We start from the raw sequence: 15,029 nt of genomic DNA, 5'->3' as shown, positions 1-15,029 counted from the left end.
AAAAGTCAGCAAGTGGTGTTTCAGGCGCAGGCAGCGAGGCAAATGCTCATGGCACCGCCCCTCAGACGAAAATATGTTCGACCTCCAAATCCTGCCTCTCCGATAAATCCACGAACTCGCCGTCAAAGTTGACGAGGGGACGAAAGAAATCGGTAGGATTCGTCATGACGATGACACCGGTCTCTCCGGTGATCAACTGGAGTTTTTTATTAATGAAATTCGGAATCATGTGGCGGATGAACACTTGGGTGATCTGCGGATCGAGCTCGCCAAAGCTGCACCGGTAGAGCTCGCGGAGCACAAACAGCAGATCTCGTTTCTTCTGGTACACCCGGGTAGAAATCATCGCGCTGTAAATATCCGCTACAGCTACGATCTTGGCCATCGGATGGATCGATTCTTTGCGGAGCTTCAGCGGATAGCCCGTGCCGTCAAAACGTTCATGATGCTGCAGAGCGGCCATGGTGATGGGTTCCGGGAATCCGGACCGCTTCAGGATCTCATAGCCGATCACCGTGTGCTTCTTGATTTTCTCGTATTCTTCGTCGGTTAACCGGCTCGGCTTTTGAAGGATGCCGGCCTCGATGCGGCATTTGCCGATGTCGTGAAGATAACCGGCCCGGCCGGCGAGCAGGGCCTCTTCTTCCGGCTGCCCCATCCACTTGGCGATATAGTACGAGATCATCCCTACCTGTACGCTGTGCTGGTATGTATAGTCGTCGCGGTTGTTCAGCACGAGAAGCAGGGAGACGACATCTTTCTCTTCGTGAACCTGGTCGGCCAGGGGGTTGAAGCCCTGCTCCACCTGCTCGGGAGAGATAAAGCCTTCTTCGAGGGCCTGTCCGAATGTGGACTTGATGCCGTCTACCGCTTCTTGATATGCGGCGATGGCGGCCTTCTCTCTCTCTGCTTCTTCCGGCTCCGCGGAGAACGGGTAGGAGTCGGCAGCCGAAGCCGTGGTGTCCCAGCCGCGCGGCACGATATCCACCTCGTTGATTCCGAGCCTCTGCAGCTTATCAATGTCAGCCTCGCTTAAGAGGGTGCCGGCGGACAGCACCAGCAGCCCGCTGGCATGAAAAGCATCGGTGCTGAGGCTGTCGCCGACACGGACGCTATGGGTTGGGATCAGCAAAGGGGAGTCACCTCGGGTTAAGATGCATGATGTAATGGATGAGTATATGAAGGTATAGAATGGTCAATAGGTTAATGGAATAACCGCTTTATCTTACATGCCGATGTAGCGGCTGTACAGACTCTTGGCCGCGACCGGATCGTCAGTCCCCTGCACGATCATCCGGCCGTCCGGGAACAGCACGAGCGTCAACTCGTTCTCGAGATGGAGCTTGAGCAAAAACGGATTGAGCTCCACCCGCCCGGTCTTCTCGAGCCGCCGTGCCCACTCCTTCAGGGAAAGGGATTGCGGGGAGAGGGGCTGGATCTGCACGGAGTTGCGTCCGCAGAGCGTCTGAATGGTTTCTTCTTCATGGAAGGCATCCAGGTAATCGAATTGCAGCAGTCCGCAGCAGGGGCAAGACTCTTTGCGGGCGCCGGCGACATCGATCGCCGAGTATTGATTATACCATAGATCCCAATGGACCATCCGCCGGTTCAGGGCCGTATCCGCTCCCGTCAGAAGCTTGAAGGCTTCCGCCGCTTGATGGGACGCTACCGTATGGATGATGGGGCCGATGACACCGGCGGTGTCGCAGGTTTCGGCTGACCCTTGGGCAGGCGCACCTCCGAACATGCATCGCAGACAAGGGGTGGTCCCTGGAATGACGGTCATCGAGACGCCCCGTGAGCTGACGGCGCCGCCATAGATCCAGGGGATCCGATGCTTGATGCTGACATCGTTGATGAGAAAGCGTACAGAGAAATTATCGGTTCCATCGAGGATTAAGTGAACATCCGACAGCAGTTCCTCCGCATTCGCGGGATGCAGGTCCGCGACCACAGGTTCGATCGTGACAGAACCGTTGGCGGCCCTTAAGCGGGCGGCCCCGGCCTCCGCCTTGGGTGCGGAACCGGCCGCATCCGATTCATCGTACAGCATCTGCCGCTGGAGGTTGCTCATCTCCACAAAGTCGCGGTCGATCAAGCGGACGAAGCCGACGCCTCCCCGCACCATGTGGTTGGAGAGCACCGTCCCCAGTGCCCCCATCCCAACAATGGCGATACGGGCGTTCAGCAGCTTGGTCTGGCCTTCGGACCCTATGGGAGCGAAGAGCATCTGCCGGGAATATCGTTCCCGGTCAGGTCCTTCAGGAGGGAGGACGGCTGCGGCTTGCTCATGGTTCGTTGTCATCCTTGGCGTACTCCTTCCGCTTGGGAGGCGGTTAGCGGGTTCCAAGGCCCCTGCTGGTGGCCTTTCCATTCCGAACCGTCTTCCCAGACTTCCTTCTTCCAGATCGGTACGATCTGTTTGAGGCGCTCGATGGCGTAGCGGCTCGCCTCATAGGAAGCGTCCCTATGGGGAGAGGAGACGGCGATCACGACGCTCGTCTCGCCAACAGGCACCGGGCCCAGCCGGTGGGTAATGGCGCACTGTGTACCCGGCCAGCGGTCTTCTATCTCGCTGCCGATCTGCTCCATAGTCTTCAGTGCCATAGGCTCGTAAGCTTCGTATTCGAGCAGCGTCGTCCGCTGCCCATGAGTGAATTCGCGCGTCGTGCCGATGAAGGAGAGGGCCGCGCCGTGATGGGGATGAAGCACTTTGGACGTGACTTCCTCTATGGAGATCGGATCCCGTGTAATAACCATTCGTGCAGGTGCTTCTCCGCCCGATACGGGTGGAATCAGAGCGACCTCGTCTTCCGGGCGAATGACGGCCGAGTCGTCCGCGTACGCCTGGTTGACGGCGACGAAGGCCGCCTCAAGCCGAGAGGCGGAATCGGGGTACCGATCAGCGAGCAGCGCTTTGAGTTCCGGAGGACGGATGCCGGACGCAGCTATATCGAGCTCCAGCAAGGGGGTGCCGAACGACTCGGCAAGCCCTGCGAAGAGCAGCAGTTTCAGCTTCAAGGGGGACCACTCCATTTATGATCGTTATCGTGAAGCGAGAAGGGGACCGGGCAGCAGTCGATCGGACGTCTCCCGGCTCTCACGCGTATTCAGCATACCATATTTTCTGTAAAAAATGATATAATAGCAAACATAGAACGGTTATCAAGCAAGCAAGGAACGGAGGCATAATCATGGAAATCTCGGTATATGATGAAAAGATAGGTTCGGAGCGGCTGTCCGCTGACGAGCTGGCCGCGATCGGCCCGCTCCATCTGTCTGCAGGCGAACGCGTGGAGGGGGCGTCCGGCCGGGCGGTGGATTTTCTGCAGTGGTATGCCGCTTGGAGAGCCCGGAAGGGCGGGGAATCGCACCCGATGCCGAGGCGTCTTGAAGTGAGGGCAGCCGATGAATTCGAGGCCGCCGTTCCCTGGGCGCAGCTGGACAGAGCTCTGCTGCTCTATCGCCAGGAAGACGGGCAGCCGCTCCGCAAAGGGTTCCCTCTGCGGCTCTATGTTCCGGATGGCAGCAGCGAATGCCTCAACGTTAAGAGTGTGGTGGAGATCCGCTTCCGCTATGAAGGCGATGCGCAGGACGGGGCGGACTACGGATTCCGCAACAAGATATCTCCGGACCAGCTGCTGAAGCGGGGAGCGAACTAGCCTGATGGACATCGAGTTATCGACTCCGAAGGAGGGTGCCTGAGTGAACGACGCAACCGTGAGGCTTCGCATCCTTCATACCAATGATATCCACAGTCGCTTCGAACATATGCCAGCCATAGCCTCCATCATCCGCAGACAGCGGGCCGAGGCGGGGGTAGAGCTCACGGTTACACTCGATATCGGCGATCATATCGACCGGGTTCACCCGGCCAGTGAAGGAACGCAAGGACAGGCGAATATCGCCGTGATGAATGCGACCGGCTATGATGCGGCCACCCTGGGGAATAATGAAGGGCTTACGCTCATGCCTGATGTGCTTGCGCAGCGCTACGGAGAGGAAGCGGCCTTCCGCGTAGTGCTGGCCAACATGCCCGAGACTGCGAGCGGAGCCTGCCCGGACTGGGCTGTTCCTTATCATATTGTGATTAAATCGGGTATTCGCGTAGGATTGATCGGGGTCACGGCGCCATTCGCCGAATTCTATAACCTGCTCGGCTGGGATGCCCGGGATGCGTTCGATACCGTACGCCACTATGCTGCTGAACTAAGGCCGCAGGTAGACGTACTGGTCGTCCTGTCCCATCTGGGCATCCGCAGCGACGAGCGGATGGCTGCCGAGATCGAAGGCATCGACCTGATCCTCGGCGGGCACACGCACCATCTTCTCGAAGAGCCGCTCCGCATCGGACGCACAGTCGTCTGTGCGGCAGGCAAATTCGGCCAATACGTCGGGGTCGTCGATCTGGAGCTGGATACGGCCACCCGGACGCTCCGCAAAACGGAGTCCCGGGTGCTCCCCGTGGTAACCGGGGAGCAGGAGGAGGATATCCTCCGGCTTATCGACACTTACCAAGAGCAGGCCCGCTTGGTGCTGGACCGCGAGCTCGTCCGTCTGGAGCAGCCCCTGGCCGTGGATTGGTACGGGGAGTCGCAGCTTGGCAATGTGCTGGCCGCCGGACTGCGGCGCTGGACGGACGCCGAGATCGGACTGGTCAATGCGGGACAGCTGCTGGGCGGCCCGCTGGAGGGCTCGGTTACGGCTGGCCGTTTGCTCGAGCTGTGTCCGTCCCCGATCAACCCCTGCCGGCTGGAGCTCACCGGGGATCAGCTGCTGCGGGCGCTGGAGGAATCGCTGCTGCCGGAGTTCATGAACAAGCCGCTGTACGGTTTTGGGTTCCGGGGCAAAGTACTGGGAACCCTATGTCTGGACGGCTTGACCGTAGAATACGATCCCGATGGCGAGCCGATGGCGTCGGTCCGCAGCGTATGCGTTGGGAGCGAGCTGCTCCAGCCGGCCCGGTCTTATACTGTGGGCACCATCGACATGTTTACCTTCGGCATCGGCTACCTGTCCATCGCGGAGGGCACCCGGGCGGAGTTCTTCTTGCCGGAGTTTCTCCGCGATGTGCTGCTGGCACAGCTGCATGATGAAGCCGCACTCCGGGACAGTGTCCGCACCCGCTGGATCCCTATCGATGCCCGGAAGACTGCATTCTGAACTGTGAAGCGGCGCGGTGTGCCCAGCTTAACAAGGTGAGCTCGCCTCCGCTGCAGGAGTGCGGGCTGCTCGCTGGTCCGGGAACATGACAGGCTGCGGAGCTGGATGCCGGAGGCCGTGCTTCCTTTTCTTTTCATTACATTCGTATTACGCTACAATGGGAAGTATATATCTATACCATGAAACTTTCGAAAGAGTCAGGTGTGAAGAATAACCATGTCCGAATCTAACCAGGAAGGTCTCTTGAAGGACCTTCCCCCTATAACCCCGAGCAATGACCCTTGGGAGCCGATCCACTCGTTCCGTACCTACGGGGAGCACCGGCTGACGAGCGTCGAGCTCACGGTTACGAATCTTTGCAATATGCGCTGCGAGCATTGTGCGGTGGGCGAGTCCCTGGCCATGACCGAAGGCCCCCGAATCCCTGTAGCGTCGATCCTAAAACGCCTCGATGAGGTGGAACATCTGGAGACGATCTCCATTACAGGGGGCGAACCGAGCTATCATGCAGCTACGGTGAGGGATTATATTGTTCCGGTTCTCCGGTATGCCCGGGAGAGGGGGGTGCGCTCCCAGCTTAATTCGAACATCACCCTGGATTTGTCCCGCTATGAGGCCATGGCGCCGTACCTGGATGTCATGCATATTTCATTCAATTACTTGAACGGCGACGACTTCTACGGGGTCGGGTTCGAACGATCCTCCCGGCCGGTCAGCAGGGAGACCGCCTACAAGCTGTACGACCGGATGGTGGAGAACGCGGTTGCGCTGACTCGCGGCGGTATGTTCGTATCGGCGGAGAGTATGATCAACTACAAGACACACGACAAACTCGTGCCGATTCACCGGATGATCCGGGATATGGGCTGCCAGCGTCATGAGGTGCATCCGATGTACCCGAGTGCTTTTGCTTCCCACCTGCCCCGTCTGTCGCTGGATGACACGCGCGCGGCGATCTCGAAGCTGCTCGACGGGCGTGATGCCGACCTCTGGATGCTCTTCGGCACGCTGCCGTTCTACGCCTGCAGTCCGCTGGAAGCCGACAGGGCGCTTGTACGGCGTTTGCGTACGGAGCCGAATGTGACGGTCCGTAACGACCCTGACGGCCGCAATCGCTTGAATGTGAATCTCTTTACGGGGGATGTCTATGTAACCGATTTTTCTGACGTGCCTTCTTTGGGTAATGTACATAGAGACAGGCTGGAGGACGTATTCCTCCGTTGGAAGGACCATCCGCTGAACGGGACGGTCTCCTGCTATTGTCCGGCAGCTAGCTGCTGCGGGCCCAATCTGCTGGTCGCGGATACATATTACAAGGAAGTGGACTTCAGTTCCCGGCGTGCTGTGGTCTAAGGTCTGCCCCTTCCTTCATCCTATATACGCAAAGGAGATTGACGTCATTGGACGCACTCGACAGTCATAGTACAGGTTTTGATTTGGGGGCGATCTCCCTCAACCTTCTCTTGGTCTTATTCTTGGTGCTCTTGAACGGTTTCTTCGTCGCAGCAGAGTTCGCTCTCGTCAAAGTAAGACAGTCGCGTCTTCAGCAGCTGGAGAGCGAGGGCCATGGCAAGGCGCGCTATGCCCTTGCCGTCACGAGCAAGCTTGACGCGTACCTGTCCTCTACCCAGCTGGGGATTACGCTCGCTTCGCTCGGCCTCGGCTGGGTGGGGGAGCCTGCGATCTCCCACCTGATCGTGGAGCCGGCATTCGCCGTGCTCGGGCTCGAGAACGCTTGGTATGCCGATGCCGTAGCTTTTGCGATCGCCTTCGCCTCCATTACGTTCCTGCATATTGTGCTGGGGGAACTGGCGCCGAAGTCGCTGGCCATCCAGAAATCCGAACTGACCTCCCTGTGGCTGTCGGCCCCCTTGATGCTGTTCTACCGCGTATTCTATCCCGTAATCTGGCTGCTGAACGGAGCTGCCAACCGGCTGCTCCGGCTGGTGGGCGTCCAGCCTGCCACCGAACACGAAGCGGCTCATACCGAGGAAGAAATCCGTATCCTCATGGACCAGAGTGCACGCAGCGGGCATATCGACAAAGACGAGCTCGCCCTCTTCGATAATATCTTCGAATTCTCCGACCGGGTCGCCCGTGAAATTATGCTGCCTCGCACAGATATGGACTGCTTGTTCACGGAGCTGAGCTTCGAAGAGAACCTGAAGATGGTCTACGAAACGAAGCATACCCGGTATCCGGTGGCAACGAACGACAAAGACGAGATCGTCGGATTCGTTCATATGTCGGATCTGCTGACGGCGGAGCCCGACAAAGCGCACGAATTAAAAGACTTCCTGAGGCCGGTCCTCATGGTGCCGGAATCGATGGAAATTTCCCATGTGCTGAAGCTCATGCAGCGCAAGCGGTCGCAGCTGGCCGTGGTTATCGACGAATACGGCGGTACCGCAGGGCTGCTGACGGCGGAAGATATTCTCGAAGAAATCGTAGGCGAGATGCACGACGAATTCGACGAAGGCGAGAAGCCGGAGATCGAGAAGCTCAGCGACGGCTACTCCGTAGACGGCCGGGTGCTTCTGGAAGAGCTCGACGATATGCTCGCACTCGGCATTGTGGACGACGAGGTCGACTCCATCGGCGGCTGGCTGTTCAAGCAGCTGGAAGGGTCCGTTGCCCGCGGCCGCAAGTATGCCTATGAAGGCTTCGTCTATGAGATTACCGAGACCGAACGGCTTCGGGTGCTGAGAGTCAAGATTACGACCGAACCGAAGCTGCCGGACCGGATACTGATGACGGAGCCGCCAGGTACTAATCAGGAACAAGAATAGGACTGGGAGGTCACTCGCTAGATGCCGCTTCGTACTTTGCTTTTCTGCGCTTTAAGCGCCGTGCTGCTCTACGCTCTGTTTACCACCGGCTTTCCCTTTTTGCTGGCTATCTTGATTGCCATTCTTATCGAACCGGTCATCACGGCGATGGTGAAATACCTGAAGTTCGGACGGATTCCCGCGGCGGTGATCGCCTGCACCCTGTATACCGGTTTATTCCTAGGGTTCGTCTACCTTGTGGGCTTCAAAATGGTCTCGGAGCTCGTGCAGCTCTCAAAGAATGCTCCCGACTATCTCAATAACGCCGTTGCGCTGTTCAATGACACGTCGGCCAAAACCGAGCTGATCTATGAGGCGCTTCCTGCCGGTATGGCGGAACAGGTCCAAAAGTGGCTCGGTTCAGGTGTCGGTGCGGTCACGGAGAGCCTGAAGAGCATCCTTGCCGGCGTGTCGCGGTATTCCATCGGCGTCGCGAAGACGATTCCGAGCCTGTTCATCTTTTTTGTGGTCTTCGTAATCGGCCTGTATTTGATCTCATTGAGCCTTCCGAAGCTGTACCAGTCGTTCCTCGGTTTGTTCGACCCGGGCTCGCGTTCCAAAGTCGCCACCGTACTTGTGGATCTGCGCCGCGCCATCTTCGGGTTCATTCTGGCCCAGTTCATCATCTCCCTGCTGACCTATATCGTCACGCTGATCGGTCTGCTCATTCTGCGCGTCGACTATCCGATGGCCATCGCACTCTTGATTGTGCTCGTCGATATTCTTCCGGTGCTCGGCGTCAGCGCCGTCCTGTTCCCTTGGGCGGGATACAGCTTCCTCGTGGGGGATTCGCACCTAGGCATCGGCCTCCTTGTGCTGTTCCTTGTCATTCTCATCTTCCGCCGCATTATCGAACCGAAGATTATCGGTGACGCGGTAGGCATCAACGCGCTGGCTGCACTCATCAGCATCTATGTAGGGTTCCAGCTCATGGGGGCGATCGGCCTTATCCTCGGTCCCGTCATGGTGATCGTCTATTCGGCCCTGCGCCGCGTAGGCCTCCTCAAGATCAATATCAAGCTCGACGGATAGGCATCACTGCACAGCCTCAAGTTATGTGACGTGTTGTTATGCCGCTCGGGGTATTGGTCTTGGGGTTAAGTTCAGCCCACAGGAGCTGGTGCCGTGCAGCAGGCGTAACGAACCAAGGGGGACAATGGATGGAGGCACAGCTTCCCGCGGCCAAGCAGCATACGAAAACTTCACTGGCCAAAATCATACGGCGGGCCGTTCTGATCTTCTTCGGAGCCGCTCTGGTCTCCGTAGGACTCGAAATCTTCCTGGTGCCCAACGACATTATCGACGGGGGCATCGTCGGCATCTCGATCATTACCTCGCATCTCTCCGCGCTTCCGATTGGCCTCTTCCTTCTGCTGTATAACCTGCCTTTTCTGATCATGGGTTATAAACAGATCGGCAAGACATTCGCCTTATCCACTCTCTACGCCGTGACGTTGATGTCCATCGGGACCTGGCTGCTGCATCCGGTTCAGGCCTTGACCGTGGACCCGCTGCTTGCTGCGGTGTTCGGGGGCATTATCCTCGGCATTGGCGTTGGCCTGGTCATCCGCTCGGGCGGATCGCTAGACGGTACCGAGATCCTGGCCATTCTCTTCGGCAGAAAGCTGCCCTTCTCCGTTGGCGAAATCGTCATGTTCTTCAATCTGTTCATCTTGAGCAGCGCGGGATTCGTCTTCGGCTGGGACCATGCGATGTATTCGCTCATTGCCTACTATATTGCCTTCAAGATGATCGATATCACCATCGAAGGCTTCGACGAGTCGAAAGCCGTGTGGATTATCAGCGAGAACAGCCGCGATATCGGCGAGGCGATTATACAGCGTCTCGGGCGGGGAGTTACCTATTTGAATGGGGAAGGCGGCTTTACCGGCGGAAGCCGGCGTGTGATCTTCTGCGTGATCAACCGGCTGGAGGAAGCGAAGCTAAAGTCCATCGTCGAGGAGCTCGATCCTACAGCTTTCCTTGCTGTCGGTAATATTCACGATGTGAAGGGCGGCAGGTTCAAGAAGAAGGACATCCACTGAAGCATTAGAGGGCTTAGAGGGCATACAAAAAGCGGGACCGCGATTATCGCGGTCCCGCTTTTTGTATGTTCTTCTAAGAGATTAGAAGCGGCGGGCGCCCAGGTACTTGGGTCCCCAGTACGTGTTGTCCAGCTTCTGGACGTAAACGCCTACGGAGCTGAGGGCCGAAATGAATTCGCCGTTGCCGACATAGATGCCCACATGGGAGACGATCCCAGGGGTACCCAGTGTGAAGAAGACGAGGTCGCCCGGGACGAGCTTGGCTTTGTCGACCGGTGTGCCCATGGTAGCCATCGTGGCCGAAGTGGTGCGCGTCATCGGTACGCCATGAGTGGTGAACATGTAATAGACGAAGCCGGAGCAGTCAAAGCCGGCCGGTGTTGCACCGCCCCACAGGTAAGGGACGCGGATATATTGATAGGAGTCCGTCACGATGGATCTACGGACCAGCGCAAAGTCGATGCGTGCACGTGTCGTAGCGTCCACCGAGCCGGTGACAGGGAGGCTGTAGGCCGTCTGGAAGGCACGAACCGCATCGGCGGTTACCGTGCCGTAGTATCCCGTAATGGTCGGGTAAGTAAAATAACCTAATGTCTTGAGGTCGCGCTGAAGCTGGGATACGGCATCCGAAGTCATACCTTGGTACAAGGGTGTGAACGCGGCCGCAGCGGCTTGAACGGGAGGAACGAAGGCTGGGCTTGCGGTAACGAAGACAGCGGCGGCGGCGGACGTAAGAATCATCTTGGTGATCGCATTCTTCATTAGGGCAGGCGTCTCCTTTTCCTCGCTGGAAGTAGCGAATTTGAATGTTGTCCTCTTGTATATCGGTACGATGTCATTTTATACGCATAATGGACAAGCCAACAATGTATAAATGTTGGGAGCATGCAAAAGGAGGCCCGCCCCGCTATGGATCAGGTCAAAGTTTGGTTCCCTTATATCGGTCCCTGCGACCCCTGCCCGCCGATCACGGTGAAGACTTACGCAACGCCGCCGAATCTCTATATCCGCTACCAGCCGCCCGGTCTGCCGCAGTTCCCGCCCCACGAGGCCTTATGCCGGGGAACGCTGTGGCCCGCCCTCTACAGCCCGTATGAACGAAAGAATACCTAACTCTGGACAGGAGGAATGCGTATGGAACGCAAGGCTATGCCTGAGCAGTTTTATGTCCAGCTTCAGGAGCTGCAGGCCGTCGATTTTGTGCTCGTGGAACTTACGCTGTACCTGGATACCCATCCAGGGGATCCGCAGGCCCTGGCGCAGTACAACCAATTTGCCCAGCACCGTATGGGTCTGGCCCACCGGTTTCAACAGGTGTTCGGCCCGCTGATGTCCTACGGGCACAGCTTTACCCGAGAGCCTTGGGAATGGGTGGAGGTTCCGTGGCCCTGGCAGGTCTGAGATGGAGCTTACAAGGGGGAAGGAGTGAGGGCGCATGTGGATCTATGAGAAAAAGCTGCAGTATCCGGTGAAGGTAGGCAAGTGCGATCCCCGCATGGCCAGACTGCTGCTCGAGCAGTACGGCGGAGCGGATGGGGAGCTCGCCGCGGCCCTGCGTTATCTCAATCAGCGGTATTCGATTCCCGATAAGGTCATTGGATTGCTAACCGACATCGGTACGGAGGAATTCGCGCACCTCGAGATGATCGCTACCATGGTCTACAAGCTCACCAAGGACGCCACGGTGGAGCAGCTCAAGGCTGCCGGGCTGGATGACCATTACGCGGCCCATGACCGGGCGCTGTTCTATCAGAACGCTTCCGGGGTGCCATGGACGGCCGCTTATATCCAAGCCAAGGGAGATCCGATCGCAGACCTGTATGAAGACATTGCGGCGGAAGAGAAGGCCAGGGCCACCTACCAGTGGCTGATCGACCTGACGGACGATGTGGACCTGCAGGATGGTCTTAAGTTTTTGCGGGAGCGGGAGGTCGTGCATTCGCTGCGGTTTCGCGAAGCGGTGGAGATTCTCAAAGCGGAGCAGGGCGCCAAGAAAGTGTTTTAGAAGGAAAGGGGAGACAACGTGGAAGGGATTGCAACGATCACCGAATTGAAAACCAGGGCGCTTCAGCAGCTGAGAGGGAACTGGTGGAAGGCAGCTGCCGTAACGCTGATTACCATTGCTGTCTCACTCCTGGTCTCCGGAATACCGAAGGGCGGTTCGCTGCTGAGCCTGGTTATCTCGGGGCCGATCGCTTGGGGCTCGGCCTACTACTTCCTCCGGGTGCACCGCGGAGAAGGGGCCGCCGTGGACGATCTGCTTCAGGGGTTTGTGAAGTTCGTGCCGGCCTTGGTACTGTACCTGCTCTCCACGCTCTTCGTACTGCTGTGGATGCTGCTGCTGATTATTCCGGGCATTGTCGCGGCGCTGAGCTATTCGATGGCCTATTATATCCGGATCGACGAGCCGGAGCTGACGGCGATGGAAGCGCTTAGCCGCAGCAAGGAAATGATGAAAGGACACAAGTGGCGCTATTTTGTCCTGGGGCTTAGTTTCCTCGGATGGGTGCTGCTGGCGGTGTTGACGGCAGGGATTGGTTTCCTGTGGCTTGGCCCTTACATGTCCGTGACGAACGCCAACTTCTACACGAACCTGAAGGCGTCGCAAGGGCAGGGGTAGCACAAGAGGGGATGATTCCGGAGGCTGACGCCGAAACGAAACAGGGTGTAGGCTCATCCTTTCCATTCCAGGTTCTGATGGGGGCGAAAGAGTCCAGCGGGAGTGGAAAATGATATTGAATAAGGGATGGTCTCCGATTCATCTGACGGAGATCATCCCTTATTGGAGTCTACAGAGGATGTCGCTCATGCAGAAACATTGTTCAAAGGAGGATGGGGTGGCCAGAATGGCTGGGGCATCAAGCAAATGGGCAGCCTTCAAAGCTGGTTGACGCCGAGACAAGCAGCGATTGAATGTACGCCCAACGCGGACGATAGCAACAGTGCCGAACTGGGCTTGCTTTGTGATGGCAAACTCAAGACGGGGAGCGTGGGAAATGTCTCGAAACCTGTTCTCTTCGGCACCACACAAAATGCAGTGTACGGTCAGTTATATGCTGCCCAGCAACTGGGTCATTCAATCGAACCTTGTACTTAATAAGGTTCAAAGAAATAAATCAACAGAATTTGGTTAATCAACAGGTCTGATCCGTGAGAATAGAAAAAGGGACATTCTCACGCTATTGCGGAGAACATCCTTTATAAAAGCTATCGAAAAGTAGTACCATCGGGAGGAGAATTATTGGACTGACAGATTGTAATCGAAGTTAGGATTATTATTACCATCCCAGCTTTCAACACTAAATCTATAGGAAGTACATGGGCCTAAATAAATCATATATTGAGAAAAATTTTCACTTAACTTTATCTTTTGCTTCGGTACAGCAGCTCCCGTACTCGTCAGAATACGAAGATTATATGGATACCCTTTAGGTGCAACCAAAGTCACAAGTGCTGTAGCTCCAAGGAAGATAGTACTTGGATTAGGTTCGAAAATAAACCAATCCGCATCAGTACTCGACTCAAGTCTTCCAAGCTTGGAATCACCGTAAAAAAATAGTAAGCAATTATATAGGTCCTCAAACAATATTACCGACATCGGCACTGAAGAATTAGTACATCATGGTTAGACGTGAATTAAATCCAATAAAATAACATCATTTATGAGGTGGAGCGATCAAGCCGTCAAGGCTCTTCAATAAGATCCATCTGCAGAAATATGCTGTCGCAGTTGAGCTGGATCGATTTAGCCACCGTGGGCTCGGGAGATCAACAGCATCGGTGATCGCGACGTTGACACGCTCGTGCATAATGATTTAATAATAGTTTAACTATTAAATAATAGTAAATAATAAACTTAATAGGTAATTATTTGATATAATCAATGAGTAAATATAATAATACAGAAAAGAGGTTTTTTATGAAAAAGATTTCATTATTATTATTTGCGGCTTTGATGCTTCAACTCACACTTGTCTCTGCGGCTTTTGCAAAGGACACATTATTCCCTGGTGAAAAAATTCGTGCAGGTGAATCACTACAGTCTCAAAACGGCAGGTTCACCCTCGTCATGCAGAACGATGGTAATCTTGTACTTTATCAGGATAACAGTTCGGCGATTTGGAGCGTAAAAACTGATAATAGTATGTTTGAAGCTAATACTTTCGGCTTTGATGGACAGGCATATTTAGAGGGGGATTATCCATTTTACAAAGGTGTAAATTGGATCTCAAGTAATTATAATTGGACCGAGAGAAGTGGTCGGGTCCCATCCGGAACAAACTATTATGGTGATTTTCTAGTAGTTCAGGGTGATGGAAATGTTGTTATTTATAACACTGATAACCCAAATGATGTTTACCCCGTCTGGGCAAGTGATACAGGCGGACGTTAAGAGGATTATATTTTTAGCAGAGTCGCATCAATTCGCGGCTCTTTTGTGTCACAATAAAACTTTATTTGCCACATAAGCATCTAAAACGGAGGTATACTTATGAAAAAGTTGGTATTCTTATTTGCACTTGTATCCATGTTGTTTTCTTTTAGTACTTCTAGTTATGCAAAACACGGTGAAAATGTACTCAGAGAAGGTGAATTCTTATGGAGAAATGAATATTTAGAGTCGAGTAATGGAAGGTACATGCTAGCTTTTATGATAACTCGTCTAGAATTATATGATGCTGTTGAGCATAAAACATTGTGGCAAGCTGATACATCTAGTGCGTATCAAGGACTGGAAATTTCTCCAGATGGTAAAGTCTCGTCTATTTGGGCAGGTCAATATTTGTGGCAGTCAAACAATCAAGCATGGAGTAATGCCCACTATCAAGGCAATCCTCCAGCCAATCTTGCTGGCGACACTCTGGTAGTTCAAGATGATGGGAATCTAGTTCTCTATAACACCAAAGACCCTGTTAAAGGCTGGTACCCTGTCTGGGCTAAGTAATACAGGTGGGCGATAAGAATATAGATTATAGTTTAAGGGAGCCTCATC

The 15,029-nt window shown here is 55.2% G+C and carries 17 protein-coding genes; 13 read left to right on the top strand and 4 right to left on the bottom strand.

Annotated features, from left to right (window positions below):
• Positions 1–61: 61 nt before the first annotated feature.
• From O9H32_RS02875 to O9H32_RS02865, 3 genes are all read right to left on the bottom strand, one after another.
• Positions 62–1,132 carry an HD-GYP domain-containing protein gene (locus tag O9H32_RS02875; protein ID WP_269864279.1) on the bottom strand — a complete coding sequence of 357 codons (1,071 nt, stop codon included), beginning with the start codon at positions 1,130–1,132 and terminating at the stop codon, positions 62–64.
• Positions 1,133–1,225: 93 nt separating this feature from the next.
• Positions 1,226–2,305, bottom strand: coding sequence for a ThiF family adenylyltransferase (locus tag O9H32_RS02870; RefSeq protein ID WP_269864278.1), 1,080 nt, complete (start codon positions 2,303–2,305; stop codon positions 1,226–1,228).
• Entirely contained in the window at positions 2,302–3,021 is a 720-nt protein-coding gene (locus O9H32_RS02865; RefSeq protein WP_269864277.1) for a molybdenum cofactor biosynthesis protein, read from the bottom strand. Before O9H32_RS02865 ends, O9H32_RS02870 begins: the two co-directional genes overlap by 4 nt.
• Positions 3,022–3,194: 173 nt before the next feature.
• On the opposite strand from O9H32_RS02865, the gene O9H32_RS02860 reads away from it, so the two are divergent.
• The 6 genes from O9H32_RS02860 (at position 3,195) to O9H32_RS02835 (ending at position 10,036) form a co-directional block, all read left to right on the top strand.
• Positions 3,195–3,662, top strand: coding sequence for a molybdopterin-binding protein (locus tag O9H32_RS02860; RefSeq protein WP_269864276.1), 468 nt, complete (start codon positions 3,195–3,197; stop codon positions 3,660–3,662).
• A 43-nt stretch (positions 3,663–3,705) separates the two neighbouring features.
• Positions 3,706–5,163, top strand: coding sequence for a bifunctional metallophosphatase/5'-nucleotidase (locus O9H32_RS02855; protein ID WP_269864275.1), 1,458 nt, complete (start codon positions 3,706–3,708; stop codon positions 5,161–5,163).
• A gap of 216 nt (positions 5,164–5,379) precedes the next feature.
• A complete protein-coding gene (yfkAB, locus tag O9H32_RS02850) occupies positions 5,380–6,516 on the top strand; it encodes a radical SAM/CxCxxxxC motif protein YfkAB (protein WP_269864274.1) in 1,137 nt (378 codons plus the stop codon).
• 47 nt (positions 6,517–6,563) lie between these two features.
• Positions 6,564–7,952, top strand: a complete 1,389-nt coding sequence (locus O9H32_RS02845; RefSeq protein WP_269864273.1) for a hemolysin family protein — start codon at positions 6,564–6,566, stop codon at positions 7,950–7,952.
• Between the two features lie 21 nt (positions 7,953–7,973).
• Positions 7,974–9,023 (top strand): sporulation integral membrane protein YtvI, encoded by a 1,050-nt coding sequence (gene ytvI / locus O9H32_RS02840; protein ID WP_269864272.1) that lies wholly within the window; start codon positions 7,974–7,976, stop codon positions 9,021–9,023.
• A 128-nt stretch (positions 9,024–9,151) separates the two neighbouring features.
• Positions 9,152–10,036 (top strand): YitT family protein, encoded by an 885-nt coding sequence (locus O9H32_RS02835; RefSeq protein WP_269864271.1) that lies wholly within the window; start codon positions 9,152–9,154, stop codon positions 10,034–10,036.
• A gap of 81 nt (positions 10,037–10,117) precedes the next feature.
• Here O9H32_RS02835 and O9H32_RS02830 read toward each other — a convergent pair whose 3' ends face one another.
• Positions 10,118–10,798, bottom strand: coding sequence for a C40 family peptidase (locus tag O9H32_RS02830; protein ID WP_269864270.1), 681 nt, complete (start codon positions 10,796–10,798; stop codon positions 10,118–10,120).
• Positions 10,799–10,945: 147 nt separating this feature from the next.
• On the opposite strand from O9H32_RS02830, the gene O9H32_RS02825 reads away from it, so the two are divergent.
• From O9H32_RS02825 to O9H32_RS02795, 7 genes are all read left to right on the top strand, one after another.
• Positions 10,946–11,149, top strand: a complete 204-nt coding sequence (locus O9H32_RS02825) for a spore coat associated protein CotJA (protein ID WP_269864269.1) — start codon at positions 10,946–10,948, stop codon at positions 11,147–11,149.
• Between the two features lie 21 nt (positions 11,150–11,170).
• Entirely contained in the window at positions 11,171–11,437 is a 267-nt protein-coding gene (locus tag O9H32_RS02820; protein ID WP_269864268.1) for a spore coat protein CotJB, read from the top strand.
• 34 nt (positions 11,438–11,471) lie between these two features.
• On the top strand, positions 11,472–12,041 hold the full coding sequence (locus tag O9H32_RS02815; protein ID WP_269864267.1) for a manganese catalase family protein: 570 nt from the start codon (positions 11,472–11,474) through the stop codon (positions 12,039–12,041).
• A gap of 18 nt (positions 12,042–12,059) precedes the next feature.
• Entirely contained in the window at positions 12,060–12,656 is a 597-nt protein-coding gene (locus O9H32_RS02810; protein WP_269864266.1) for a DUF975 family protein, read from the top strand.
• 162 nt (positions 12,657–12,818) lie between these two features.
• Positions 12,819–13,133, top strand: coding sequence for a hypothetical protein (locus O9H32_RS02805; RefSeq protein ID WP_269864264.1), 315 nt, complete (start codon positions 12,819–12,821; stop codon positions 13,131–13,133).
• A gap of 822 nt (positions 13,134–13,955) precedes the next feature.
• Positions 13,956–14,429 carry a hypothetical protein gene (locus tag O9H32_RS02800; protein ID WP_269864263.1) on the top strand — a complete coding sequence of 158 codons (474 nt, stop codon included), beginning with the start codon at positions 13,956–13,958 and terminating at the stop codon, positions 14,427–14,429.
• Between the two features lie 99 nt (positions 14,430–14,528).
• Complete coding sequence (locus tag O9H32_RS02795; protein WP_269864262.1) at positions 14,529–14,981, top strand: hypothetical protein; 453 nt, start codon at positions 14,529–14,531, stop codon at positions 14,979–14,981.
• The last annotated feature ends 48 nt before the right edge of the window (positions 14,982–15,029 follow it).

The organism is Paenibacillus caseinilyticus (genome assembly GCF_027533645.1).
Classification (GTDB): Bacteria; Bacillota; Bacilli; order Paenibacillales; family NBRC-103111; genus Paenibacillus_G; species Paenibacillus_G caseinilyticus.
The sequence above is the reverse complement of the archived record's forward strand: the minus strand, read 5'-3'. Positions and strand labels throughout refer to the sequence as shown.

What these genes read in the sequence shown, in the direction of transcription:
- O9H32_RS02870 (WP_269864278.1), bottom strand. Translation starts at nt 2,305, where the DNA reads ATGACAACGAACCATGAGCAAGCCGCAGCCGTCCTCCCTCCTGAAGGA.
- O9H32_RS02860 (WP_269864276.1), top strand. Translation starts at nt 3,195, where the DNA reads ATGGAAATCTCGGTATATGATGAAAAGATAGGTTCGGAGCGGCTGTCC.
- yfkAB (WP_269864274.1), top strand. Translation starts at nt 5,380, where the DNA reads ATGTCCGAATCTAACCAGGAAGGTCTCTTGAAGGACCTTCCCCCTATA.
- ytvI (WP_269864272.1), top strand. Translation starts at nt 7,974, where the DNA reads ATGCCGCTTCGTACTTTGCTTTTCTGCGCTTTAAGCGCCGTGCTGCTC.
- O9H32_RS02835 (WP_269864271.1), top strand. Translation starts at nt 9,152, where the DNA reads ATGGAGGCACAGCTTCCCGCGGCCAAGCAGCATACGAAAACTTCACTG.
- O9H32_RS02830 (WP_269864270.1), bottom strand. Translation starts at nt 10,798, where the DNA reads ATGAAGAATGCGATCACCAAGATGATTCTTACGTCCGCCGCCGCCGCT.
- O9H32_RS02825 (WP_269864269.1), top strand. Translation starts at nt 10,946, where the DNA reads ATGGATCAGGTCAAAGTTTGGTTCCCTTATATCGGTCCCTGCGACCCC.
- O9H32_RS02820 (WP_269864268.1), top strand. Translation starts at nt 11,171, where the DNA reads ATGGAACGCAAGGCTATGCCTGAGCAGTTTTATGTCCAGCTTCAGGAG.
- O9H32_RS02815 (WP_269864267.1), top strand. Translation starts at nt 11,472, where the DNA reads ATGTGGATCTATGAGAAAAAGCTGCAGTATCCGGTGAAGGTAGGCAAG.
- O9H32_RS02800 (WP_269864263.1), top strand. Translation starts at nt 13,956, where the DNA reads ATGAAAAAGATTTCATTATTATTATTTGCGGCTTTGATGCTTCAACTC.
- O9H32_RS02795 (WP_269864262.1), top strand. Translation starts at nt 14,529, where the DNA reads ATGAAAAAGTTGGTATTCTTATTTGCACTTGTATCCATGTTGTTTTCT.